The sequence below is a fragment of the Sporosarcina sp. ZBG7A genome (assembly GCF_000813425.1).
In the GTDB taxonomy this organism is placed as follows: Bacteria; Bacillota; Bacilli; order Bacillales_A; family Planococcaceae; genus Sporosarcina.
In genome coordinates this window covers 19,027-42,884 of the sequence record NZ_JWIB01000009.1, presented here as the reverse complement: position 1 = coordinate 42,884, position 23,858 = coordinate 19,027, and the positions used below count along the sequence as shown (strand labels likewise).

The 23,858-nt window shown below is 43.5% G+C and carries 22 protein-coding genes and 1 pseudogene; 7 read left to right on the top strand and 16 right to left on the bottom strand.

Going from position 1 to position 23,858, the window contains the following annotated elements; genetic code table 11:
• Positions 1-18: 18 nt before the first annotated feature.
• Both tatC and tatA read right to left on the bottom strand, forming a co-directional pair.
• A complete protein-coding gene (gene tatC, locus RL70_RS03495; RefSeq protein WP_039042037.1) occupies positions 19-945 on the bottom strand; it encodes a twin-arginine translocase subunit TatC in 927 nt (308 codons plus the stop codon).
• A gap of 8 nt (positions 946-953) precedes the next feature.
• On the bottom strand, positions 954-1,151 hold the full coding sequence (gene tatA / locus RL70_RS03490) for a twin-arginine translocase TatA/TatE family subunit (RefSeq protein ID WP_039042036.1): 198 nt from the start codon (positions 1,149-1,151) through the stop codon (positions 954-956).
• Between the two features lie 624 nt (positions 1,152-1,775).
• On the opposite strand from tatA, the gene RL70_RS03485 reads away from it, so the two are divergent.
• From RL70_RS03485 to RL70_RS03475, 3 genes are read left to right on the top strand one after another with little or no spacing between them, the layout of a single operon-like run.
• Positions 1,776-2,525, top strand: a complete 750-nt coding sequence (locus RL70_RS03485; RefSeq protein WP_039042035.1) for a DeoR/GlpR family DNA-binding transcription regulator — start codon at positions 1,776-1,778, stop codon at positions 2,523-2,525.
• The gene (pfkB, locus tag RL70_RS03480; RefSeq protein WP_039042034.1) at positions 2,522-3,451 is read left to right on the top strand and encodes a 1-phosphofructokinase; all 930 of its coding nucleotides are present in this window, start codon (positions 2,522-2,524) and stop codon (positions 3,449-3,451) included. Before RL70_RS03485 ends, pfkB begins: the two co-directional genes overlap by 4 nt.
• Entirely contained in the window at positions 3,448-5,343 is a 1,896-nt protein-coding gene (locus tag RL70_RS03475) for a PTS fructose transporter subunit IIABC (RefSeq protein ID WP_039042033.1), read from the top strand. Before pfkB ends, RL70_RS03475 begins: the two co-directional genes overlap by 4 nt.
• 45 nt (positions 5,344-5,388) lie before the next feature.
• Here RL70_RS03475 and RL70_RS03470 read toward each other — a convergent pair whose 3' ends face one another.
• The gene (locus RL70_RS03470; RefSeq protein WP_039042032.1) at positions 5,389-6,090 is read right to left on the bottom strand and encodes an SDR family oxidoreductase; all 702 of its coding nucleotides are present in this window, start codon (positions 6,088-6,090) and stop codon (positions 5,389-5,391) included.
• A 127-nt stretch (positions 6,091-6,217) separates the two neighbouring features.
• A complete protein-coding gene (locus RL70_RS03465; RefSeq protein ID WP_039042031.1) occupies positions 6,218-7,282 on the bottom strand; it encodes a permease in 1,065 nt (354 codons plus the stop codon).
• Positions 7,283-7,700: 418 nt separating this feature from the next.
• On the opposite strand from RL70_RS03465, the gene RL70_RS03460 reads away from it, so the two are divergent.
• Positions 7,701-8,933 carry an MFS transporter gene (locus RL70_RS03460; protein ID WP_039042030.1) on the top strand — a complete coding sequence of 411 codons (1,233 nt, stop codon included), beginning with the start codon at positions 7,701-7,703 and terminating at the stop codon, positions 8,931-8,933.
• A 55-nt stretch (positions 8,934-8,988) separates the two neighbouring features.
• Here RL70_RS03460 and speB read toward each other — a convergent pair whose 3' ends face one another.
• The 5 genes from speB to metK are packed head-to-tail and all read right to left on the bottom strand — an operon-like array spanning position 8,989 to position 13,798.
• On the bottom strand, positions 8,989-9,855 hold the full coding sequence (speB, locus tag RL70_RS03455; protein ID WP_369795183.1) for an agmatinase: 867 nt from the start codon (positions 9,853-9,855) through the stop codon (positions 8,989-8,991).
• Positions 9,839-10,693: a polyamine aminopropyltransferase gene (gene speE / locus RL70_RS03450; protein WP_039042028.1), complete on the bottom strand. Its 855-nt coding sequence runs from the start codon at positions 10,691-10,693 to the stop codon at positions 9,839-9,841. The genes speB and speE overlap by 17 nt, the downstream gene beginning before the upstream one ends.
• Complete coding sequence (gene speD, locus RL70_RS03445; RefSeq protein ID WP_039042027.1) at positions 10,690-11,124, bottom strand: adenosylmethionine decarboxylase; 435 nt, start codon at positions 11,122-11,124, stop codon at positions 10,690-10,692. Before speD ends, speE begins: the two co-directional genes overlap by 4 nt.
• Before the next feature lie 2 nt (positions 11,125-11,126).
• Complete coding sequence (locus tag RL70_RS03440; RefSeq protein WP_039042026.1) at positions 11,127-12,617, bottom strand: aminotransferase class I/II-fold pyridoxal phosphate-dependent enzyme; 1,491 nt, start codon at positions 12,615-12,617, stop codon at positions 11,127-11,129.
• Entirely contained in the window at positions 12,617-13,798 is a 1,182-nt protein-coding gene (gene metK / locus RL70_RS03435) for a methionine adenosyltransferase (RefSeq protein WP_039042025.1), read from the bottom strand. Before metK ends, RL70_RS03440 begins: the two co-directional genes overlap by 1 nt.
• A gap of 431 nt (positions 13,799-14,229) precedes the next feature.
• Here metK and RL70_RS03430 point away from each other — a divergent pair, with 431 nt between their 5' ends.
• Positions 14,230-14,670: a hypothetical protein gene (locus RL70_RS03430; protein ID WP_039042024.1), complete on the top strand. Its 441-nt coding sequence runs from the start codon at positions 14,230-14,232 to the stop codon at positions 14,668-14,670.
• Here the strand turns inward: RL70_RS03430 and RL70_RS03425 are convergent.
• The 6 genes from RL70_RS03425 to RL70_RS03400 form a co-directional block, all read right to left on the bottom strand.
• The gene (locus RL70_RS03425; protein ID WP_039042023.1) at positions 14,660-15,103 is read right to left on the bottom strand and encodes a small multi-drug export protein; all 444 of its coding nucleotides are present in this window, start codon (positions 15,101-15,103) and stop codon (positions 14,660-14,662) included. The two genes, RL70_RS03430 and RL70_RS03425, sit on opposite strands and share 11 nt — an antisense overlap.
• 61 nt (positions 15,104-15,164) lie before the next feature.
• Positions 15,165-17,765 (bottom strand): DEAD/DEAH box helicase family protein, encoded by a 2,601-nt coding sequence (locus tag RL70_RS03420; protein WP_039042022.1) that lies wholly within the window; start codon positions 17,763-17,765, stop codon positions 15,165-15,167.
• 134 nt (positions 17,766-17,899) lie between these two features.
• Positions 17,900-18,808 (bottom strand): acetamidase/formamidase family protein, encoded by a 909-nt coding sequence (locus RL70_RS03415; protein ID WP_039042021.1) that lies wholly within the window; start codon positions 18,806-18,808, stop codon positions 17,900-17,902.
• 116 nt (positions 18,809-18,924) lie between these two features.
• Complete coding sequence (locus RL70_RS03410; RefSeq protein ID WP_039042020.1) at positions 18,925-19,377, bottom strand: OsmC family protein; 453 nt, start codon at positions 19,375-19,377, stop codon at positions 18,925-18,927.
• Between the two features lie 184 nt (positions 19,378-19,561).
• Positions 19,562-20,410, bottom strand: a complete 849-nt coding sequence (locus RL70_RS03405) for a methyl-accepting chemotaxis protein (protein ID WP_039042019.1) — start codon at positions 20,408-20,410, stop codon at positions 19,562-19,564.
• A 12-nt stretch (positions 20,411-20,422) separates the two neighbouring features.
• Positions 20,423-21,880: an aldehyde dehydrogenase family protein gene (locus RL70_RS03400; RefSeq protein ID WP_039042018.1), complete on the bottom strand. Its 1,458-nt coding sequence runs from the start codon at positions 21,878-21,880 to the stop codon at positions 20,423-20,425.
• 321 nt (positions 21,881-22,201) lie between these two features.
• Here RL70_RS03400 and RL70_RS17190 point away from each other — a divergent pair, with 321 nt between their 5' ends.
• Together RL70_RS17190 and RL70_RS18350 are read left to right on the top strand one after the other, a co-directional pair.
• Entirely contained in the window at positions 22,202-22,417 is a 216-nt protein-coding gene (locus RL70_RS17190) for a hypothetical protein (protein WP_052245743.1), read from the top strand.
• Between the two features lie 6 nt (positions 22,418-22,423).
• A pseudogene (locus RL70_RS18350) lies at positions 22,424-23,037 on the top strand (AarF/UbiB family protein).
• A 174-nt stretch (positions 23,038-23,211) separates the two neighbouring features.
• On the opposite strand, the gene RL70_RS03390 reads toward RL70_RS18350, so the two are convergent.
• The gene (locus RL70_RS03390; RefSeq protein ID WP_039042017.1) at positions 23,212-23,799 is read right to left on the bottom strand and encodes a histidine phosphatase family protein; all 588 of its coding nucleotides are present in this window, start codon (positions 23,797-23,799) and stop codon (positions 23,212-23,214) included.
• Between the last annotated feature and the right edge of the window lie 59 nt (positions 23,800-23,858).

Genomic DNA, 23,858 nt, shown 5'->3' with positions numbered 1-23,858 from the left:
TGCAAAGCGGGATTTTTTTTAGGCTGCTTCAGCAGCTGCTACACGTTTTTCGGTTCTCGTAACAAGGAATATACTTGCTTCATATAAACCAATCATTGGTATTAGAATAATGAGCTGACTGAAGAAATCAGGTGGAGTAATGAGTGCGGATACAACTCCGAGGACTACATATGACCACTTTCTAACTTTTTTCATAGAACCTGATGTAAGAATTCCAATCGCGGAAAGAAATAACGCCACAACAGGTAATTCAAACAGTAAGCCGATCGGCATCGTTGTCAGTAAGAGAAAACGTGCATACTCTTGTGCTGAAACCATCACGTCAAAGTTCTTCTCACCAAGTGAGACTAAGAAAGTGTAACTTAGCGGGTTCACGATGTAGTAACCAAATGCTAATCCCGCTACGAACAATATTAGAATCGCTGGTGAGTAAAGACTTAAGAAACGACTTTCTCTTTCATTTAACCCCGGTTTCACAAACTGCCACAAAAAGTGACATAGAAATGGAACTGAAAGTCCAAATGCGAGTGCAGCTGAAATGGTTGTATAAAACGAAATAACTTCCATCGGACTCAAAACAATTAACGTGTAACCCCGTGTAATATAAGGGAACCATAAATTAATGGTGCTGAAGGCGGCAATGAAGAACAGTAAGAAAACAGCAATACTTTTGATCAGCTGTTTCCGTAATTCACTTAAGTGTTCAACGAGATTGGATTCTTCTCCTTCATCGTCCTCTTCAACTACTACTTTTTCTTTTGACTTTTTTGGTGGAATATTCGTTGGATAACCGTTCTCATCCGTATAAGGCGTCAGTTCTGGTGTCTTCAGAACTTCTTCGTCAGCAGCATCAGACTTAGCTTCTACGGAGTTTTCTGCTGCTTTTTTATTGTTTTCATCCAATGAACTTAAATTTTCATCATTGCGATCGCTATTAGGATCCATCTTTTCACCTACTTCTCTATATCAGAAGGTTTTTTAGCTTCAGCTTTTTCATCATCGTCCATGATGTCTTTTGCAGATTTTTTGAATTCCGCGAGTGTCTTTCCGACTGCTGAACCAACTTCAGGCAATTTACGAGGTCCGAATAAAATAAGTACAATCACAAGAATGATAATTAGCCCTGGTACTCCGATAGCTGCTAAATTCATGTCTTTTATCCCCTTTCCAATTTGAAAGACTACCGCCTAGTTGACGGTGCAAATGACTAGTTACAGCAAACCGCAGTTCAAGTGGTCGACCATTGCTGCTGATTTCTAACCACCATTGTTAGTAACGTGCCCTACTCCAAGGCAAAAGAGATAGTTGCTTCCTAATTGTCCCTTGTTAAGGAATAGGTACCTTGATTTGAAAAGAATTTTCTAGGCTCTTTGCACGTATGCAAGGAGTTTGTCATAGCGATGGATGCAGGTTATTTCACATCCTCAGTTATATCCCAATCCCATAACAAATAATCGAAGGCAAAATTTTTTTACTGTGAACTTGATCATACAGCTAACTGCTAGTCAGCAATATCTATAGTATATCCTGTTAGCTGTTTGCGAAAACACTATAGAAAACTAAAAATTCCATGTCGAACATTGTCGATAAGACACTTTATTTTAACAAAGCACAATAGAGCGGTCAATAATTACTTCGGATTAGGAAATAATTACTTTGAAATACCCACTCTGTTATTATTGAATGTTTTTGAATGGTTTTGGAATGTTTTGATTGATATCAGAATACTCTAGGTATATGATGAAGATAACAAGATTGGTTAAGGAGGGATTCCGATGTTAGAAACCGAACGTCATCATCTTATCTTGAAGATGTTACAACACAATCAAACTGTACGTTTACAAGACATAGCGACTGAGACAGGTTCTTCAGAGTCAACTATCCGACGGGATTTAATAGAATTGGAGCGTCAAAAGAAACTGAAACGAATTCACGGTGGCGCAGCAAAGCTACAAGGAAAATTGCAGGAGTCTTCGATGTCTGAAAAAACATCTAAAAACCTTCAAACAAAACAACAAATCGGTCAAGCGGCCGCTGCACTAATTGAAGAAGGCGATACCGTCTATTTAGATGCCGGTTCTACCGTGTTTGAAATGATTCCCTTTCTTCCGCCATCAATCATTGTGGTGACAAATGGAATCTCTCATACAGATGCCCTACTTGCACGTGGATGCAAAACGATTCTCACGGGCGGCATTGCAAAACCTTCCACCAAAGCTTTAATTGGTAGAGGCGCTGTTCATAGTCTGCAACACTACCGGTTTGATAAGTGTTTTTTAGGTGTCAACGGCATTCATCCGGATTACGGATTTACCACACCTGATGAAGAAGAAGCACAAATAAAAGAACTGGCGATTCAATTATCAAGAGAAGCCTATATTTTGGCGGACCATTCCAAATTTCAAGAAGTTGCCTTTGCGCAGTTCGCAGACTTAACACAAGCAATCGTTGTAACAACAAGTGAGAGTTCCGAATCTTTACAAGCATTTCCAACTAATACGAAATTGAAGGTGATGGACGTATGATCTATACAGTGACATTGAATCCTTCACTGGATTACTTACTCACTCTCGATTCCCTTTCACTTGGTGCGTTAAATCGTTCAGCTTCAGATCACTTTTTAGCTGGTGGTAAAGGCATTAATGTCTCACAAGTATTGACGACGTTAGGTGTTCCTAGTAGCGCTCTTGGTTTCACTGGAGGGTTTACTGGACAGGAAATTGAGCGGTTACTCCAAAAAGCTGGCGTTTCTACAAATTTCATAGTTGTCGAGGGAGAGACACGGGTGAACGTGAAATTACGGGCTGCTGAAGAAACAGAAGTGAATGCTGCTGGACCTACTATTGACTCTCTCCGCTTTGAAAAATTGAAAGCCCAAGTCAAAAACTTAGGAATCCATGATGTACTCGTACTATCTGGAAGTATCCCTTCTTCGCTTCCTGAAGACACCTATGAACAATTTGCACGGTTATGCAGCAAGTCAGGTATTCGTTTTGTCGTCGACGCTGAAGGGGCTTCTTTGTTGAAGACCTTACCCTACCGTCCGTTTCTCATTAAACCGAATCATCATGAACTGGGTGAGATGGTTGGTGCTGAAGTAAACTCCTTACAAGATGCAGTAAAACATGCAAAAACGCTTGTCCGCCTTGGTGCCGAACAAGTAATTGTGTCTCTTGCTGGCGATGGTGCGGTGTACGTAAGCGAGTCTATTTCACTCATCGCAAATGCACCTAAGGGCACAGTTCAAGGATCTGTTGGAGCTGGAGATTCGATGGTTGCAGGATTTCTCGCGGCACTTGAAAAAGATGAACCTATTGAACAAGCATTTAAACTGAGTATTGCTTCCGGTAGTGCCACGGCGTTTTCCGATCGTTTGTGTACACAACAACAAGTTGACTTGTTGCTACCTCAAGTCGTAGTGACACCATTAGAAGGAGGGAACGAACAATGAGAATTACCGAATTGTTGACAGCTGATACAATTTTACTTGGACTGCAAGGAACTGATAAGCCCTCAGTCATCGATGAACTGGTCAATGTGCTCGATCGGGCAGGCAAACTGAATGATCCACGTGCTTTCAAAGAAGCCATATTAAACCGAGAGTCTCAAAGCACTACTGGTATTGGTGATGGGGTCGCTATTCCCCATGCTAAAACAAGTGCTGTAAAAGTGCCCGCCATCGCATTTGGACGATCTGAGGTCGGCGCTGAGTACGAATCTCTGGATGGTCAACCTGCACATTTATTCTTCATGATTGCCGCTGAAGATGGCGCCAACCGAATGCATTTGAAAGCGCTAGCACGGTTATCGACGGTTCTTATGAATGAAGATGTGCGTAAACAGCTGCTCGCGGCTTCATCGAAGGAAGAGATTTTGTCCCTGATTGACGCACACGACCAGCCAGATGAAGAATCCTCTCCTGCTACACCACCACCCTCGGTCGATTCATCTAAACCGTATGTAGTCGCTGTAACTGCATGTCCGACAGGGATCGCGCATACGTATATGTCTGCGGATTCACTGAAAAACAAAGCTGCGGAACTTGGAATCCCATTCAAAGTTGAAACGAACGGATCGGGTGGCGCTCAAAACGTGTTAACTGCTGAGGATATTGAACGTGCGACGGCTGTCATTGTTGCGGCAGATACGAATGTCTCGATGGGACGTTTTGCTGGAAAACATGTCATTGAAGTTCCTGTTGCGGAAGGAATCCGAAAACCGAAGGAATTGCTAGACCGTGCAGTGAAACAAGATGCACCTGTTTATAAAGGTGGTTCAGATGGTACTTCAGAAGCTGGCGATGAATCACCATCGTCTAAAGGAATTGGGTCTGCGATTTACAAACATTTGATGAGTGGTGTGTCGAACATGCTTCCTTTTGTAATAGGTGGCGGAATTCTCATTGCACTCGGATTCTTGTTCGGACCGAATTCATCTAATCCAGATGATCCAACTTATAATTCGTTTGCAGCTGCCTTGAATCTCATTGGTGGCGGGAATGCATTTGCGTTAATGGTTCCTGTTCTAGCTGGTTTCATCGCTCTCAGTATTGCAGATCGACCAGGATTTGCCCCAGGTATGGTCGGTGGATTAATGGCTGCTACAAGTGGAGCAGGGTTCCTGGGCGGAATTATTGCTGGATTCCTTGGAGGCTATTTAGTTGTCGGTTTGAAAAAATGGCTCTCATCGCTCCCCCCTTCTCTCGATGGAATCAAGACGATTTTACTGTATCCATTACTTGGAATCGCGGGTACAGGGCTCATTATGCATTATGTAGTGAATACGCCATTTAGTGCACTCAATACTGGTATTTCCAACTTACTGACTGGTCTTGGAACGGGTAACGCGGTCTTTCTTGGAATTGTCCTTGGTCTGATGATGGCAATCGACATGGGCGGACCTATTAACAAAGCGGCTTACTTGTTTGGTACAGGATTACTCGCAAGTGGCGTGTATGAACCGATGGCAGCGATCATGGCGGCCGGCATGGTTCCCCCTCTCGCCATTGCGATTTCAACAACTGTATTCAGAAACAAGTATTCTCTTCAACAGCGAGAAGCAGGTAAAGTGAATTACATTATGGGCTTGTCGTTCATTACAGAAGGAGCCATCCCATTTGCTGCAGCGGATCCACTCCGTGTCATTCCATCTGTGATGGCCGGTGCTGGTATTGCTGGTGGTCTGTCGATGGCATTCAATATTGGATTGCGGGCTCCACACGGTGGACTCTTTGTTTTCCCACTCGTGGAAGGCAGTTGGATGCTCTACTTGCTTGCAGTGATTATCGGTTCAATCGTGTCCGCAATTTTACTGGGACTTTTGAAGAAACCAGTTACGTCTTAAACTGAAAAAAGCCGACTTCGCGTGTTGCGGAGTCGGCTTTTTCTGTTAAACAGGACGTATTGTAATCTCGTTGACATTGACATAGTCCGGCTGAGTCACAGCATAGACAACTGCTTTCGCGATGTCTGCTGTTTGAAGTTTCTTGCGGTCGCCCCAATCGTATTGTTCACCTAATCGAGTATCGACCATTCCAGGTGAGATGTTGGTGACGCGGACACCTGTTTTTGCGAGTTCTTTTTCAAGTCCCATAGAGATTGCACGTACTGCAAATTTAGTAGCGCTATAGACTGTACTTGTTTTCGTCACTTCTGTTGCAGAAACAGAGGCGATATTAATAAGATGGCCGGCACCTTTTTCAAGCATAGATGGCAGAACAGCATTGATGCCGAACAAAACGCCTTTTATGTTCACGTCAATCATTTGCTCCCATTCTTCCGTTTTACCGGAACGTACTTCCGCAGTAAGTACTTGCCCCGCATTGTTGACGTAAATATCGACGCCGCCAAATGCATCCTTCGCTTTAGTAGCGAGTGCTTCTACGTCTGATTGGCTAGATACGTCTGTCTTCACAACAAGCACTGAGCCGCCGTCATTTTGTAGTTGTTTTGCTAATTCATTTAATTTTTCTTCGTTGCGTGCGGCAAGAACAACGTTTGCTCCCTGTTCCGCAAGTTCCTTCGCAATACCTGAGCCAATCCCACTACTTGCCCCTGTAACAATTGCCGTTTTCCCTATCAATTGTTTCATCCAAAATCCCTCCTACTAGTCTTTGAAGCGAGTGTATCATACCCTACAGACACGAGCTTGATTGAGGATTTTTGGTGCTGTTCATCAAAAAAAGAACCGTTTCCTATTGGAGACGGTCCTTTTTGCTTCACAGTATATAATTCCCTACAATTCCTGCAACAACGCCTAGCACAACGACAGATACACTGACGAAGACAAGTACGCGTTTCGGGAATGACTTTGAAACGAGTAGTAATGATGGCAAACTGACTGCTGGCAATGTTAACAACAACGCCGCTGCTGGTCCACCACCCATTCCATATGCCATGAATGTCTGGATGATAGGAATTTCTGCAGCTGTCGGAATGACGAACAACATACCGCCAATTGCAACAAGCACTAGTAAAAGAATTGAACTTCCAGTCGCTTCACCCAATTGAGGGAACAACCAGCCTTTCACTGCCCCCATCAACAAAACAGATAGGAAGTACGCCGGTAATATGAACAGCGTCATTTTCCCTAGGCTCTTAAGCCAGCGCATAAGGAACGAACCTTGTTCTTCTTCAGCCGCTTGTTGCAATAGTTTTTCCGTATCTACCGGGTTTACAGCAGGTGCGAAACGATTCGCTAGATAACTCACGCCAAACGTCAAAATAAGTCCAAACACTAACCGAAGCGCTGTGAATTTCCACGACAACACAAATGTCATGAACACAAGTGCCGCTGGATTTAAAGTTGGATTTCCTATCCAAAATGCAAGCGCTGCACCAACAGAAACATTCTTTTTGCGAAGTCCTACGGCTACAGGGGCTGCACAACACGTGCACATCATCCCCGGCACTGCAGCAAGTCCGCCAGCAGCTGTACTTGCAAACGAAGTTTTACCAAGTACACGGATGAGCCAATTCGCTGGAAGAAGTACTTGCAATAATGAGCCTAAGAGAATTCCGAGTACTGCAGCTTTCCATACAGCAGCAAAGTACGTTACTGCATAATCCCATGCCCCTGCAAAAGAAGCGGATTCTGCTTTACCAGGATCCGATCCTAAGATTGAATCCCCTATGGAATGTGTAGAAAAAGCAGTGATGCTTTTGTCCAAATATGGCATCCATTTGACGTAAGTAAGACCAATGATAGCAATTGCTAAAAAGGTTAAACTATATAGAAGAACTCTTTTAGAGTGACCTTGGTGATGTGCTTCTGTCTTATTCATAATATAACCTCCAGTAAAAAATGAACAACTGAATAATTATATCACTAATCGCAACCTCATGCTTTTAAAATTATTAATCGAAAACTCCAACATTACTGTTTCCAGAAAAAATATCTTGTACAACTAAATTTCTTCTGGTAGGATAAAAACAATTAAATTGCTCCTTTAACACGGTCCAGAGAGGCCGGAAAGGGTACCGGATTGTGAGACTGGCTCTGCTGCGTCTCATGTGATTTGTCGTACTTTGCCCTTACTGTCCTCTTAGACGGTGAGGGCATTTTTTGTGCACATTTAACTACTGCGCACTCTTTTAATTAGCGTTCTGTGAGACGCAAAAAGAGGATGGCAATCGCTGTGAATAACGGTTCCATTCTTCTTACGTTGAGCAACACCCTACAATAGGAAGGCGGAACTTACGATGAATTATCAAAAGAAAACGGTGGTGGCTTCGGTCGCTGGTCTTACCCTGGAAGGCATGGATATTATGTTCATTTCCTTCGCAATGACGATGATCATTGCGGACTTTGGCATCGACTTTGCAACAGGCGGTATGATCTCGTCTGTCACGAATATCGGTATGCTTGTCGGAGGCGTGCTCTTCGGGATTTTAGCAGATAAATTTGGACGCGTTAAAGTGTTCACCTACAGTATTCTATTGTTCGCAATTGGCACAGCCCTCACTGGACTTGCTACGAACATTGAACAAATTTACATCTATCGCTTCATCGCTGGACTTGGTGCTGGCGGAGAGTACGGAATCGGTATGGCGCTCGTTGCTGAAGCATGGCCGAAAAACAAACAAGGCCGCGCATCTTCATATGTTAGTGTTGGGGCTCAATACGGTGTAATCTTAGCTGCTCTGCTAAGTGCGCTTATTTTACCAGCGTTCGGTTGGAGAGCATTGTTCTTCGTCGGAATCATCCCAGTCATCTTCGCATTCATCGTGCGTCGTAATTTAGACGAATCTCCTGAATGGCTCGAATCTCAGAAATTGAAAAAAGCCGAAAAGAAAAAAGAGAATGCAGGGAAACTTCGTTTGCTCGTTGCTTCTCCTCGGATTGCTTTCACCACCGTTACACTCGCAGTGATGGCGACTGTCCAAATCGCAGGTTACAACGGCTTGATGATTTGGCTGCCATCAATGTTGCAACAATCACAAGGACTATCCGTTTCAAGCTCTGCTCTCTGGACGATTAGTACAGCGGTCGGGATGATTGCAGGAATGCTCGTCTTCGGGCAAATTATGGACAGACTTGGTGCGAAAAAAGCATACGGTCTTTTCTTAATCGCATCGGCAATAGCTGTGTTCCTTTACAGCTATGCAACAGGTAGCGCTGGTGTATTGATCGGCGGAGCAATCGTTGGGTTCTTCTCTAACGGAATGTTCGCAGGATACGGTGCCTTGATTAGCAGTTTCTACCCGGTTGAAATCCGCAGTACCGCGACGAATACAATTTTCAACTTCGGGCGTGCTGTCGGTGGATTCTCACCAATACTAGTCGGGTACATCTTACAACACTATGATATGACGGCTGCGATGATTTATCTTGCAATCCTGTTCTGTGTCTCGTTCATCTTCATGTTGACACTGTCACATACACAGAAAGAAAATCCATCTAGTGTAAGCACACCTGCTGTTGACTTGAATTAATTCAAAAGTAAAAGCCGCCCCTCAATCGGGGCGGCTTTCTTCTATTATATAGAGATTACTTTGCGAGCGTCAGTAGCATCTCACGAATGGTCTTACAAGCAACAGCAGTCGAAGCACCTGACGGATCGTATTGTGGAGACAGCTCAACGACGTCCGCCGCAACGATGTTTTCAAGTGTTTGAAGGTGTCCAATCGCCGTAAGTAATTCTCGATACGTAATGCCACCAGGCTCAGGTGTACCGGTTCCAGGAAATGTCCCAGGATCTAACACATCCAAGTCGATCGTTACATATACAGGAACGTCTTTCAATGAGTTTACTACTTCAGGCAACGTCTCGAGTGTGAACTTTTCCAAGTGTGTATGCGTCTTTGCCCAGTCGAATTCACTCTTCAAGCCAGAGCGGATTCCGAACTGGAAAATCCGTCCGTCGCCAAGGAAGTCATGGCAGCGACGAATAACGGATGCATGCGAGAGCGGTTCTCCCATATAGTCTTCACGTAAATCAGTATGTGCATCAATATGGATTACGTGAAGATTTGAGAATGTGTCATAAGCCGCTCGGATAGATGGCAAGCTCACTAAATGCTCGCCACCGATCATGAGAAACTTCTTACCATCTCCTAATACTTTACCGCTGTATGCTCCGATTTCTTGAAGGACACGCTCCGTATTCCCGAAAGGTAATTCCAAATCACCGCCGTCGAAAACGCAAGCATCTTCTAGGTCTTTATCCAAATAAGGGGAATAAGTCTCTAAGCCATATGAATCCGGACGAATCGCTTGGCCGGCAAAACGAGTACCAGGTCTGAAACTTGTCGTCCCGTCAAATGGAGAACCGAATAATACGATTTTCGCATCTTCGTACACTGTTTCACAACCGATGAATGCGTTCGTACTCAATGCATTATTCTTCACTATCAAGCGCCTCCACTACATAACTCGGTAATGCAAATGCTCCGTGATGAAGATCTGTATTGTAATACTTCGTCTTCAAACCGATTGAGTTCCACACGTCTGCATCTGCATCCTTTAATGGATCGAGCGACTTCGAAGCGAATCCGAATAGCCAATGACCCGATGGATACGTAGGCATATGGTATTGATAGACCCGTGCGACAGGGAAAATTTCTTTTATCTTCGTACGTGCCTTCTTCATGTTCTCCGCATATTCGGAGAAATAAGGGGACTCATGCTGGTTGATCAAAATTCCTTTGTCATTCAACACACGATAACATTCTTTATAAAATGCTGTCGTGAATAACCCTTCTCCTACTGAAATCGGGTCCGTTGAGTCAACGAGTATCAAGTCAAACGAAGCGTCCGGCGCGTTTTGGACATAGGCAAGCCCGTCGCCAAAAGCGAGTTCCATGCGCGGGTCTTCTTCCACACCTGCTGCTGTAATTGGTAGGTACTGTTGGCACAAACGGAATACTTTCTCATCGATTTCAGCAAGTACGACTTTTTCCACTCCAGGGTAGCGCAATACTTCACGCGCAGTCCCCCCGTCTCCTCCACCGATCACGAGCACTTTCTTAATATCTGGGTTCGTTGCGAATGCCGGGTGAACAATCATGTCATGATAGATGAATTCGTCTTTTTCATTGACCATCATCAACCCATCTAGTGTGAAAAACGTACCGAATTCCTTACCTTCATAAAATTCAATCTGCTGGAACGGTGACTTTTCACTGTGCAGGTGTTTTTCATACCCGATAGAAAACTTGCAGTCCTCGCTCCATTGTTCTGTATACCAACTCATGCGTTTACACCTGCCAATACAGGTTTCACAGTTACTTCTTCAATCTCTTTTTCTGCAAACTGACGAATCTTTTCGACCATGCCACGTGGCACTTCAAATGACTCCACCTTCTTCGCTTGCAGCTTTTCTGCCAAATAATCTGCCGCTTTCCATGGGCTAACAGAATCACCACATGTATAGACATCTACAGAAGCAAAACCGTATTCCGGCCACGTGTGAATCGTAAGGTGAGATTCCGCGATGATCACGGCACCCGATACTCCGTATGGATTAAAATGATGGAACACCGATTCAACGATGGTAGCTCCTGAATAATCTGCTGCCTCTTTCATGAACTGCTCAATCACTTTGTTGTTCTCTATAATTTCACTCGGGCACCCATAATATTCAATCAACACGTGGCGTCCTAGCGCCGATAATTCTAAACTCATCGTTAATATCCCCCTTTTACGACAGTCACGCTGCCTGTTTGTTTTGACCCTGATAACACACTTCCGAATGCTTGTTCATAGTAGGTATAGTGCTGGATTACTTCACATGTAATCCGTTCACCGGGAATGACTAATGGTATTCCTGGTGGATAAATCATCAATGTATCTGCACTAATACGACCAATCGCATCATCAATCGCAATCGTCTCTTGTTCTGCATAATACGCTTCTCTTGGTGTCATCACGAGTTCATTGACAGAATCCACAACCGTCCATGCAGAGTGGAGAACGTGCGATTTTGTGTAGGTTCGTTCTATATCCAGCAAAGCTGCTGTAAGATGTCCGATTGAGATTTCTGTATCCGCGGGTGTGATTACCGCCATGACGACGTACCCTTCCGCAAGCTCCATCTGAATACCATATCGTTGTTTTAATAGTGAATAAACTTCAAAACCAGTCAGCCCGAGACCATTCACCCGAATCACTAATTTCGTCCAGTCCTGTGACTGCAGAAAACGAGTGCTGACATTTTCATTTTTCAGTACTTCATAATGCGTACCTAATTCGATTGCTTCAATTGCCTCGTTTACAATTGGCTTCAGTCGTTGAAACGCCTCGGCTCCGTGTAGGACAAGTTCTCTACGGGCTGCATCTAGTGAGCTCATAAGTAAGTAGTTAGCGCTTGTCGTTTGCAGCATGCCGGTTACTTTCCGCACTTTATCTGCAGAAATGCGATTGCCTTGAAGTAATAAAAGTGAGCTTTGCGTTAGCGAGCCGCCCGTTTTATGCATACTCGTTGTAACCAGATCTGCACCTGCTTGTATTGGATCAATCATTTTATTTAAAACTTTTAAATGTGCACCATGTGCAGCATCGACTAATACAGTAACGCCTGCTTCATGAGCCAATTCACAAATTGACTTCAGATCAGTCATCGTTCCAAAATACGTCGGATACGTAACTAGCAATGCTTTGGCAGCTGGATGTTCACGTAATGCTTGTGCGACGTTTTCGACTGAAACGCCATGTGAAATCCCAAAATGATCATCCACTTCCGGTTGCATGAAGGCAGGAATGACACCACTTAAGATCATTCCGTCAATGACCGACTTATGGCAGTTTCTTGGCACAAGAAGTGTCTCCCCTGGTTTACATGTTGCTAGAATCATCGCGTGGATGCCAACAGTTGTGCCGTTGATTAGAAAAAATGCATGATCCGCACCAAAACTTTGTGCTGCTAACTCTTGTGCATCTTTAATGACCGATTTCGGATGGCTTAACAAGTCCAGCTCTGCCATTGAATTGACATCCATTTTAAGCGCCTGTGCTCCAATTGCATCTCGAAACGGAGTGTTCAATGCACCCATTTTGTGACCTGGTACATCAAACGACACTGTTTCAGAATTCGCATATCGGACAAGCGCATCAAATAGCGGCGCATCCGTTTGGAGAAGTGTTCTTGTTGGAACTGTCGTCTCTTTGACGATGTTCATCAGCACCCGGCTCCGACTGTGTCATATACAGATTGCGTTAATGCATCGACTTTGTCTGTCCGCTCCCACGGCAAATCTAGTTCCGTACGCCCAAAATGTCCATATGCAGCCGTTGCTTGATAACGAGGAGTCCGTAAATCGAGCATGTCTATAATTCCTGCAGGCGTCAGATTGAATACTTCACGTACAGCACGAAGCAATTGTTCGTCTGCGGCATTCCCTGTCCCGAACGTATCGATAGCAATACTGATTGGTTCACTTACACCAATTGCATAAGACAGCTGAATTTCACACTTCTTCGCAAGCCCTGCTGCGACAATGTTTTTAGCTACGTATCGAGCAGCATAAGCTGCAGAACGATCGACTTTTGTGCAGTCTTTACCAGAAAACGCACCGCCGCCATGACGAGCTGCGCCACCATACGTATCGACGATAATTTTTCGTCCTGTTAGTCCTGCATCTCCATGAGGACCACCTGTTACAAATCGGCCAGTTGGATTGATCAGTACACGAATCGGTTCAGGTAATTTGAATTCTTTCACCGTACTGAAGATAATTTCTTCTTTCACGAATGCTTCGAATGCTTCTTTGTCAAAATCTCCATCATGCTGGATTGACATTAAAATCGTATCGATTTTCGGAGTTTCTTTCGATGTATAGTCAATTGTTACTTGTGATTTCATATCCGGACGAGCCCATCGGAATTGTCCATTTTTACGGAGGATAGATGCTTTTTTCACAAGCGCATGTGCGAGTTCCACCGGTAATGGCATGAATCCTGCTGTTTCATCTGTTGCAAATCCGAACATCAAGCCCTGGTCACCGGCACCGATTTCTTTCGTATCACTCGACGTATCCACGCCCATTGCGATATCCGGTGATTGCGTGTGTACAAGTACTTGAACGTTGCAAGTGTTGCCATCGATCCCTAATTCGTCGTTCGTATACCCAATGTCAATTAGCGTTTGACGAGCGATTTTTTCTATATCCAACGCCGCTCCTGTTGTGATCTCTCCACCAACAATTACAGTGTTTGTTGTCGTAAACACTTCACACGCAACCCGAGAAAATGGGTCCTGTGCAAGCGCTGCATCCAAAACTGCATCCGAAATTTGGTCAGCAATTTTGTCGGGATGCCCTTCTGAAACTGACTCTGAAGTAAATAAAATCTTTTCAACCAATTAAATCCGCTCCTTACAAAAAATGTGTTTTGGAGCACAAAAAAAGCTCTCCTACAACCTAAGGAAAGCTTCGATCTGCATCAGCTGCTTATCCTCTTATTGTTCACAGTTCCATCACGAAACTGCGCTCAGGTTGGGCGCCCTATCCAGAACAATACACTGAATGGGTTTGCCACCGCATCGTCGACCCCTCGTCTCCGCGGCTACTAATAAGAATGACTTTATTCATGCTGAAAACAATAGTAAAGGATTGTGTTTTTCATGTCAATATATTTTCAAAATTTAATTGAATGAAAATTAAAATGGTTAAATAGTGTTATAAATTTATATATGAAATATGACCAATTAGGCTAGTTCTGGAATCATGATTCTATTATTGATAGACTATAAATCAAGGAATTCAAATCATTCTGAAAGGTGGTCAAGATCTAGTGAAATTGATTTTTATGATTTCCGCATTCCCACTAACCATACTCATTGTAGGAATTGCAGGGATTATACTGTATAAGAAGACCCTTCGCCAAAAAAGTTGGTTCGATGGTCTTAAGTTGGAATTCGAATCTGTGAACTGTCCACATAGAAAAACAATTCCTTACGCAGATACATTCGGTATTTCGTTCAAAAGGAAAGAAACGAGAGTGAAGAAAGTTGTTCTGAACAAATCAGAAATACGTAAAAACGTTACTTACCGACTCTTCTGCGAATCCTGCCACAAAAAGCGCTCCTTCCATCTGATTGAATCACCCGAAGTGAGTGCCTATCAAAAGCACAAGATCCTCTATCTCTTAGGGACATTTGCGGCCATTTTTCTTGTATACGGTGTCATTATCGCTCCTGTTCTTACATTCGTTTCTAAATTGTTTAATCTTTAATGAAAAAAGTAAACCCCATTGCAGTTACGATACCAAAAATTAGTGACCATAACGCAATACTGACTGCCATCCAAATGATTGTCTTCCGTTTGGAAGCCCCAAAAAGAAGAGCAAAAAAGGCAGCGATGTGTGTGCCAATGAGAATTGGCCCGGCCAATGCGAGTCCGGCAACTCCGTATTTATCCATAATCTTTCTTCCTCTGAGTTGTCGTTTGGACTCCCCTTCTGTAGATTCTCCTTTTCGACTTCTATACCACTGTTCGATTCGCTGGTATAGGATGATAAGTAGGAGCACAGTCAACATATTCCCTGCAAACGCTAAAAGAATCACCCAGAACGGGGACAATCCTCGGACAATCCCGACCGGAATGACGATTGCAATTTCAAGCGCGGGTACTGCTGCCCCTAAAAATACTAGTATGTACTCAATCATATTTTCTCCTTCCTAACTTACAAGACCCTGCTTTCTTCATTCAATTTTTTGTAGGGTTCCTCTACCTCCACACACTCATCCGCTCTGATTTGTCTAGGAAAATGGCTGACATTGCAGCAAGTCTCGCAACCAGCAATTCTTTCCGACCTTCAGGAGTTCGTGTGTAGGTCAAGCTTGCGTGATCAACATGATAATTCCATTCTTTCAAGAAAAACTCTGCATATTCTTTTTTACGACCAATTTCTTCAGGAACTGAATGGAAATCACGTCGTTGGATGAAAAGAAGTTTTGACTTGCGTACTAACAAATACCTCGGATTCTCAATTGGGTCAAGTAGCTCTTGCATCGCCTTTAGGAAAATCGTCTGTTCGTGAATCGTCCCCTGATCCAAACTGCAAGACACAGATTCTCCTCCCTCTGTACGAATACGATTTTCTGTCAACGGAATAGAAAGTAATCCAGCATGAAACAGTGTCGTATAGACGGCAGTCGCAGCTTGAATCATACTTCGTTCAAGCGAACGATGTCGGATCATCGCTTTTCCTGACTTCCACAAATACGGAGACGCTAATACAATTCCAACTAGAAACGCGATCAGCAACCGTTCTTTCGATATATTAAAAGGGAATGGCCCCATTATTTCTCGAGCAGTCTCAAAAAATACCGCCGCTCCAACAATAACTAGCGATTTGACAGTCGCTGCGTAGACGAAAGGTTTCGGAACTCTCTTACGTTTTGTAACTAGTTCTTCTTTCCGTTCTCCACGTTCCGCATTTCCTACCGCCTGCTGCCATCTTCGTCGTAATGATGTCCGATTCATGGCTCGCTGAAGCGTCGTATGATTTTGTAACTCTACAATACTCCCGGAATCAGGGTTCTTCGCCAAATGGAGTCTCTCGATACCAGATGAAATGCGGGGAAGTTCAGCATCTAATCCTATTAACGAATGGAAACGTCTCTCAAGGGCAATCTGGTCTGGCCCCCCTGCCTCCATGACTGGTTGAATACAAACTAAATGCCAGATAGCAGCAGTTTTATCTAGATTTCCTGTTTGAGTCCGTATGGCACGCCCCCTCATTTGATTGCTTAGCATATAACTTCCTACCGTCGATGCAATGACAAGTGAATTAATGGCAGGTGCATCCCACCCTTCACCAAGAAGCGCTGCTGTACCGATTAGCACTTGAATTTCACCTCTAGTAAACACTTCTGTCATTAGGGATGTTACTTTTTGTCGATTAGAACCTACGTCAATCTGTAAGTATTCTTCATCCTGCACTAATGGTACTGAAGAAAGTTCAACCCCACTGTTCAGAGCAAGATCAGCAAGTGTCGGCCATGCTGTGGCTGGAATAATGATGAGCGATCCCGTCAAGACACCTAGACGCGTGTCTGAACCAAATGTCCTCCGCAGTCTTTCAAAAATAGGTGCAACCCCTAGACGTACGAGCGGTTTTTCATCATCTACTGTTGTCGGTAGGTCCTCTTTATGGATGTAATCTGTCAAGATCACTTGTCGTAGAGATGATCCTAACTGCCCTGTTTCAAACGAAACAATCTCTTCGATACTTTTTAGTTTTGTCACGCTCTTTACAAGAGTTTGCTGGATGTTATGGCTCGAACGAAGAGAAACCGTTCGCCGTTCAATCGCACCAATTCTGGATAATTCCAGTCGGACCGGCTTCAAAACAGGATGATCACCATCATAATATGAATCCTTATACAGAAGACCATTCAATAATTCTTCAAGCCATACGAGTGAAAACTCGGGGATATTCTTTTCATCCCCTCCGATAATCTCGAGTCCCATCTGCCACCCTTCACTTCCTGCATTTCTTAAAAACAACAGCAAGCTCGAGTAATATGCAGGACTGCCAAGCAATTCATCCATGCATTCTTCTGGCGTCTGAATCCATGGGTGTCCTTCCAACAACTCAAGGAACTCTTGATTGGATAAAAGATGTCCGACTAACGCATCCACCGATCGATGGAACTGTGCAATCATTCCTGCTTCTTCCGGTGAAGGGACAGATGCATAAACATAATCCTGATGCGGACATAGATCCCCCTCACGAATGAGTTCCGGTACGTAGATTTCTTCATCAATCGGACCGCAAAGCTGTATGTAGTTGTTCCATTCTCTTTGCCCGACATCGTATGGTGGGGTTGCTGTGAGAGCGACGATGTTTGGTTCTTCCAGCCGATCTCTGAACGTAATCGCGCTTTGCCACCAGGATGTGCGCAAGTGATGGGCTTCATCTAAAATAATCGTTTTGAAGTTCACCGCATCGAATGCTGCAAAGAAGGCTTCAAGGTCTTCTCCTTTTAACACACTATGTAAAGTTTGATATGTCGTCACCGTTACGGTAGACGGGTTTCGTAAATCTGTCGAAATCCAGTCAGGTTGTTGAGAAACCTGCAGAAATGACTCTACAAATCGTTCAATCCACTGATTCCGGATCGCAAGTGTTGGTGCAATAATGAGTGTTGGTTCATCTAACCTAAGCATCACTTCCAGGCCAAGAACCGTCTTTCCTGATCCTGGCGGTGCCACTAAGTGGAGATGTCTGTTTTTCAAATGGTAATCCAACTCCGCAAGAATTCGCGCCTGATAGGATCGCCAGGGGTGGCAAAACACGATGTCTTTGTTAAATACAGTCAATGCTATACCTCCTCCACTCATCAAACTTTCTATAGCTGCTATACGAAATCTCGCTACGAAAAGTTTCAGTAATAAACCGTCTATCGCATAAGGAAAACCAGCTCCCTTCAATAGAAGCTGGTCTCAACGTCTACCTATCCGATTAGAAGTGTAGCACCATATGTTTCTAGGACATAACGCGGAACGAAGAAACGAACCGTCACAAGCGGGTCGACGACTTGACTCACCTGAACTTGCCCAACTGCACTCAACAACATCGTGACTTCTGCCAAATCGAGTTTTGTCCTTGCCACCAATAGGTCAGCAGTTTCTTCCACTGCGATTTTTACCGCTTCGTCCAATGTGTTAGCCGAGACAAGGAATGTAAATCCTTTTTCATTTTCAAGTAAGGGGTGATTGAGTGGTGTGTTTTTAATAACATCCAGCGTAACGACAGCACTTCCTGGCACTTCAATTCCAGAAACGCCAACTTCGCCATCTCCCATTGCTGCATGGAAATCTCCTAGCGCAAACAGCGCACCTTCTGCGGAAACCGGGAAGTACAATACGGCCCCTTCCCTGACCAACTTCGTGTCCATATTCCCGCCATGAGTACCGGGTGTTCCGCACGAAACCGGTTCTCCTTCAGGAGCAACACCAATAACGCCAATCATCGGGTTTAACGGAATTGACAGTCGCTCGTTGAATTTAGCAACTCCGTTTTCAATCGGAATGATTTTCGATTCTAGTTCCGTCAGCCGGTGCCCCATAACACCGAGATCTGGCCCTGTCGCCATAACACCTTGGTCGCCAATGTTCAGCTTTTGAATCGTCACTTTCAGCACATCTCCAGGCGCAGCCCCATTCACGAAAATGGGACCCGTTGCCGGATTAATGGCATCCCAGTCAATCCCACTTATTTTCGTATCCGCTGACTGAACTTGGTTTTTAAAGCAATCATACGTTTCAATTTCAATTGTTGTTCCTGAATCGATTTTCTTTACTGGTGGATGTGTTTTACTGAATGCATAGATGACATCCTGGCACGACAACGTTTCGGTCACTATTCATCATCCTTCCGTTAAGTTTCATCCATTCTAGCAAGACTTTTCAAAGATTGCGAATAATATCAGATGTACTTTTATAAAAAACAAGATAGGAGACTACCCTATCTTGCCAGTTATACTTGTGATTTAGATACAATAGGTTCAACTTCCACATCTACATTGCCTTTAATAGCTTTGGAAATCATGCAGTTTCTTTCTGCCTCTACTATTAGTACATTCAGCTTTTCAAAATCTGTGGCACTCGCTTCTTGCTTTAATGACACTGTCGGCTTATGAATAATTTTTTTATACGTGAAGACACCCATTGTCACATCGACAAATCCAATAGATTCGAGCGACATTTTTTCGAGTGGCAAGCGGGCACGCTCAATCATTGCTGCGAGTGTAATAATATAGCATGTAGCCGCTGCACCTAGTAACATTTCATCGGGATTCGTCCCGACATTCGGACCTTCCATCGCTGAAGGAATTGATATTTTAGTTTGAAGATTTCCCGCTTCAATGTACCCTTCACTATTACGGCCACCTGGCCAAACCGCTTTCAAATGAAATTCATGTTCTGCCATTTCTTTCACCTCTATTGGATTTTAATTATCAGTAAACTGAACATCATTTTAAATGCATTAACGTTGGATAACATTTTATCATCATATTCATACACGCTATTATCATCTACCCTTTATATTCTTGCATTAATCTCAAAAAAGCATTGTGGGGGGAAACTGACTCCACAATGCTTTAACGCTGTTATTATTTTATCGATGACTTCGCCATATCAGAAAGGTGTAAAGCATTTTTACTGATTTCTTGAACTGTAGCAGAAATTTCTTGAATCGATGCAGCCTGATTTGATGTAAACTCATCAATGAATTCAAACGATTTATTCAGATTGTGAATCGAGGTTGTAATGGATTTTGTTACGCTGTCAATTTGCCCCACATTTTCTTTTGAATTTGTGGCAAGCTTTCGAATTTCATCAGCAACGACAGAAAATCCTTTTCCATGTTCCCCGGCTCGCGCTGATTCAATCGCTGCATTGAGACCAAGAAGGTTACTTTGATCTGAAATACCACGAACTACAGTAGAAATCTTACCAATTTCGTTCGCTCCAGAGATCACCTCGTCTACAATCAAAGAGGCCGCTCCTACCTGGTCAGCCAGCTTCGTGACTGAATTTGCGATTTCCTCCAGGGAAGCAGCAGTTTCTTCTACAATTGCTGATAAGCTATCTGCCACTTCAAATAAGCTATTTGACTTTTCAAGACTGGTACCAATCCCAATTCCGCCAACAACTTTCCCTTGGCTGTCGTGAACAGGAATAGCGCGTGCTATTAACGGAAAGCCAAAAATTTCTTTTGGTACCATTTCCAATTTATCTTTATCTTCTTTTTGTGCAGCTGTAATAATATCTCCTGGAGCTAGTGGATCTCCGGTTTTAACATTCAACGAAAATGTATCACCCGGAATATTGATGAGCAACTTCTCAGTATCATACACACCAACTGTAATATCATCTTGGATTAATCGATTCAAATAGGGTGCTACCTTCACGAAAGCTTCTAAAAGTTCTGCTGTCTTCTTTTCATCCACTACTGTCATTGGTCTCGCTCCTTAGTATGGAAAACTTCTCTGGCCATAATTTACAGATATCCATTTCATTGTCGTGAATTCATCCAAACTCCACTGCCCATTCAGGCGTCCAATGCCGGATTGGTTTTCACCACCGAATGCAACGATTGGCTCATCATTTATCGTCACGTCATTCACGTGTATCATGCCAGTGTGAATCTGTTTAGCCATCTCCACACCTATCTCCACAGATGCTGTATGAATTGCACCACTTAATCCGAATCGAGTATCGTTCGCTAAAGCAATTGCCTCTTCTTTTGTTTCGAACGGTATTACAGAGACAACTGGGCCAAACAATTCTTCAGTTGCTGCCGGCATAGTTGGTGTCACATTTCCTATAATAGTTGGCCCAATCACCGTTCCTAATATCTCTCCTCGAAGAGCCACTTCTGCGCCTTGATGAACACTGTCTACGATAATCTTTTCTAGACCAGCAACTTGGCGTTCGTTGATGACCGGCCCGATTACAGTATCTGGATCTTTAGGATCTCCAACTTTTAAACTTAAGACTTTATTGGTGAACTTCTTCATAAACGCATCATATATGCCACGTTGTACTAAAATTCGATTTGCAGACATGCAAATTTGTCCTGAATGGGTGAATCTGCTAAACGTCGCTGCTTGAACTGCGTAGTCAAGATCCGCATCTTCCATAACTATAAAAGCGCTGTTGCCACCCAATTCAAGAAGGGGTTTTTTGAAATGCTTGATAGCCACTTGTCCTATATGACTCCCTACCTTTGTAGAACCTGTAAATGAGATAATGCGAGGGATGGGATTTTCAATGAATGCATCTCCAATTTCGTTAATATCCGCGACAATTACATTAAGCAGTCCTTTAGGTATACCAGCTTCTTCAAATATTTTCGCAATCAGGGTTCCGCCACTAACAAGCGACTCTTCATGAGGCTTCAAAACAACCCCATTACCTGCTCCTAGTGCAGGTGCAACCGATTTCATCGATAAAAAGAATGGGAAATTAAAAGGACTAATAACGCCTACAACACCTGCCGGAATTCGATAAAGACGATTCTCTTTATTATCTTCAACTGAAGGAAGAATTTTCCCTTCCATTCGTAAAGGGAACGTCGCTGCTTCTCTAATCATATTTTTAACAAGACCAATTTCAAATGCAGCTTTTAACCGTGTCCCACCAAGTTCTTCAATAATCAGTTCAGTAATCGCTTCTTCTCTATCCACGATAATCGATACAGCTTTTTCAAGAATGTCTCGTTTCCTATATGGATTCACTGCTGCCCACTCTTTTTGAGCTTCAAATGATGCTTGATAAGCATCATCGATATCCTCTTTTGATGCGGTCTGAACTGAAGCCAGTTCTTCTTGGGTATATGGATTCTTGTTGGATAAGCGAATAGCCCCTTTTCCTTCTCTCCAAATCCCCGCAATGTATTGTGCACTTAATTCTTGTACTAATTTCATGACTTTCCTCCTTATATTTTTACTTCCCCCTATGTATATCGTCACAATTATGGAACTTATTAGCAACTATTTCATGTCCAAAAATTAAGTTTTTTCAGATCACTTACTATACTAAAAAAGGAAGGATGTCAGATCATGAAAAATATAATCATATATCGAATCATCGGTATTGTCTGAATGTCTATCATATTTTTTGTGCAAGTTACTTCGTTTCAACGCTGATTTCGAGGTCAGTTCACACATCCCGTCATTGAAAAATGGAGCAGTTCGTGACGCAACAGGAAATAATTCACACAAACATCTCTGGAGTTAGTCGGTCTGATGATTAAGCTCAGACAATTTCTTTCCGCACGCGCAGACATCATGTCCCCATACTTCCTAAATGAATTAGAAGGACTGACGGACCAAGTAACACCTGTTCCAACAGCAGATGCACTCGCAGTGCTCAATGAAGAAAGGCAAATCCCTCATATAAAACGTCTTAAAGAAATCAGAGACGTCCCGATTGCTTCCACTTCAATTAGAGAAGTCTATTAAGCACATTTGTCCTACGGTTCCCAAGTAGCTGTAAAAATTCAACGTTCTCATATCAAGCGGATCTTACATAAGGATTTCAACGCCATCAAGATTGTCATTTGACTCGATAAACGATTCACCAACTTTAACTAAGCAAATCTATTTCGATCTCAATACAATGAATTGGCAGACGTCATCGGCGCAGGGTTGAATTTCCTTCAGAAGATGAAAAACGGTAGAAGTTTCCCAGATCATTTTCCTAATATGGATTGTGTACGGATCCCTGTCTATTTCGACGAATTCACAACACGGCACATACTCGTGATGGAATGGATTGACGGATTACGGATACTGCGTTTCAAGAGGAACAAGGATTTGGTCGAAAAGAATTACCGGTACGGCAGTTCCTGTTATTCTTAGAACAAGTGTTAGAAGGAGGGCAGTTCCATGCGGATCCGCATAGCGAGAACTTGATGGTTCAAGAAGACGGTACACTTGTACTTATCGATTTCGGGATGTTCTTTACCATCTCTCCAACGGAGGCCGATTCTATTTTTTTGATTGTCGGGGAAATCATTTTCAAGCAGTACGGTCGGGTATTGGAAGGCCATAGCATCTTGTTGAACAATGCGATCGCATAGTCCTAGCAAGTGCACTCGAACGCATTGTGAAAGCATATGAGTCCTATGTTCTAAATGGTTTTGTCGGTGTCCTTTATATTCTTAATTCAAATGTTGATTTACTTGGACTCAGGAAAGAGAGTCTTATGGAATAGGCAAAACACAAAAGAACCGGCTCCCCGAAGGCAACCGGCTTCAAAATTTCATCTCATGTAAATGATCCGTACAATTAAACAGCTCACACAAATTTTCATCCTCACCGATCTTAATAATCGTCAACGAAGTATTCCCAAGTGACTCTTCATACGTCGTTCCTGGCAACAACTCGGACAACAATCGTTTGATGAAACCTCCATGACTCACTGCAAGCACTCGTCCATCCGGATACCGTTGTTGCATCTCTTGGATGAAGGACATCCCGCGGGAAATCACGCTATCATGCGTCTCTCCTTGCAGATCGAGTTGCTTCCAATCAGGACCCCACTTTGCCAAACGGTCGGCTTCCGTCGTCCCTTCGATCAATCCGCCAGCCCGCTCACGCAAACGTTTATCTTCAATCACTTCGGTATGCGTCATCTGCTTACCGATTAGCTCTGCAGTTCGTTTTGCACGCTGCCAAGGGCTTGTATAAATCGCATCCCAATTATCTGCAGAAAATCGCTCCGCAGCCCGTTCCGCCATCATAATTCCTTCTTCATCCAACGGAATATCCGTACTCCCTTGAGCTCGTCCCTGTTTGTTCCAGGCAGTCACCCCATGGCGTACAAATCCAACTGTGGTCATCCAAATCGCCTCCTGTTCAAATGTTATATTGTGTATTACTTTATCACATACCCCGAAGT

Excerpts from the sequence above, each read along its gene's own strand:
- tatC (WP_039042037.1), bottom strand. The coding sequence starts at position 945 with ATGGATCCTAATAGCGATCGCAATGATGAAAATTTAAGTTCATTGGAT.
- tatA (WP_039042036.1), bottom strand. The coding sequence starts at position 1,151 with ATGAATTTAGCAGCTATCGGAGTACCAGGGCTAATTATCATTCTTGTG.
- RL70_RS03485 (WP_039042035.1), top strand. The coding sequence starts at position 1,776 with ATGTTAGAAACCGAACGTCATCATCTTATCTTGAAGATGTTACAACAC.
- pfkB (WP_039042034.1), top strand. The coding sequence starts at position 2,522 with ATGATCTATACAGTGACATTGAATCCTTCACTGGATTACTTACTCACT.
- RL70_RS03475 (WP_039042033.1), top strand. The coding sequence starts at position 3,448 with ATGAGAATTACCGAATTGTTGACAGCTGATACAATTTTACTTGGACTG.
- RL70_RS03470 (WP_039042032.1), bottom strand. The coding sequence starts at position 6,090 with ATGAAACAATTGATAGGGAAAACGGCAATTGTTACAGGGGCAAGTAGT.
- RL70_RS03465 (WP_039042031.1), bottom strand. The coding sequence starts at position 7,282 with ATGAATAAGACAGAAGCACATCACCAAGGTCACTCTAAAAGAGTTCTT.
- RL70_RS03460 (WP_039042030.1), top strand. The coding sequence starts at position 7,701 with ATGAATTATCAAAAGAAAACGGTGGTGGCTTCGGTCGCTGGTCTTACC.
- speE (WP_039042028.1), bottom strand. The coding sequence starts at position 10,693 with ATGAGTTGGTATACAGAACAATGGAGCGAGGACTGCAAGTTTTCTATC.
- speD (WP_039042027.1), bottom strand. The coding sequence starts at position 11,124 with ATGAGTTTAGAATTATCGGCGCTAGGACGCCACGTGTTGATTGAATAT.
- RL70_RS03440 (WP_039042026.1), bottom strand. The coding sequence starts at position 12,617 with ATGAACATCGTCAAAGAGACGACAGTTCCAACAAGAACACTTCTCCAA.
- RL70_RS03425 (WP_039042023.1), bottom strand. The coding sequence starts at position 15,103 with ATGATTGAGTACATACTAGTATTTTTAGGGGCAGCAGTACCCGCGCTT.
- RL70_RS03410 (WP_039042020.1), bottom strand. The coding sequence starts at position 19,377 with ATGGCAGAACATGAATTTCATTTGAAAGCGGTTTGGCCAGGTGGCCGT.
- RL70_RS03405 (WP_039042019.1), bottom strand. The coding sequence starts at position 20,410 with ATGACAGTAGTGGATGAAAAGAAGACAGCAGAACTTTTAGAAGCTTTC.
- RL70_RS03400 (WP_039042018.1), bottom strand. The coding sequence starts at position 21,880 with ATGAAATTAGTACAAGAATTAAGTGCACAATACATTGCGGGGATTTGG.
- RL70_RS17190 (WP_052245743.1), top strand. The coding sequence starts at position 22,202 with ATGATTAAGCTCAGACAATTTCTTTCCGCACGCGCAGACATCATGTCC.
- RL70_RS03390 (WP_039042017.1), bottom strand. The coding sequence starts at position 23,799 with ATGACCACAGTTGGATTTGTACGCCATGGGGTGACTGCCTGGAACAAA.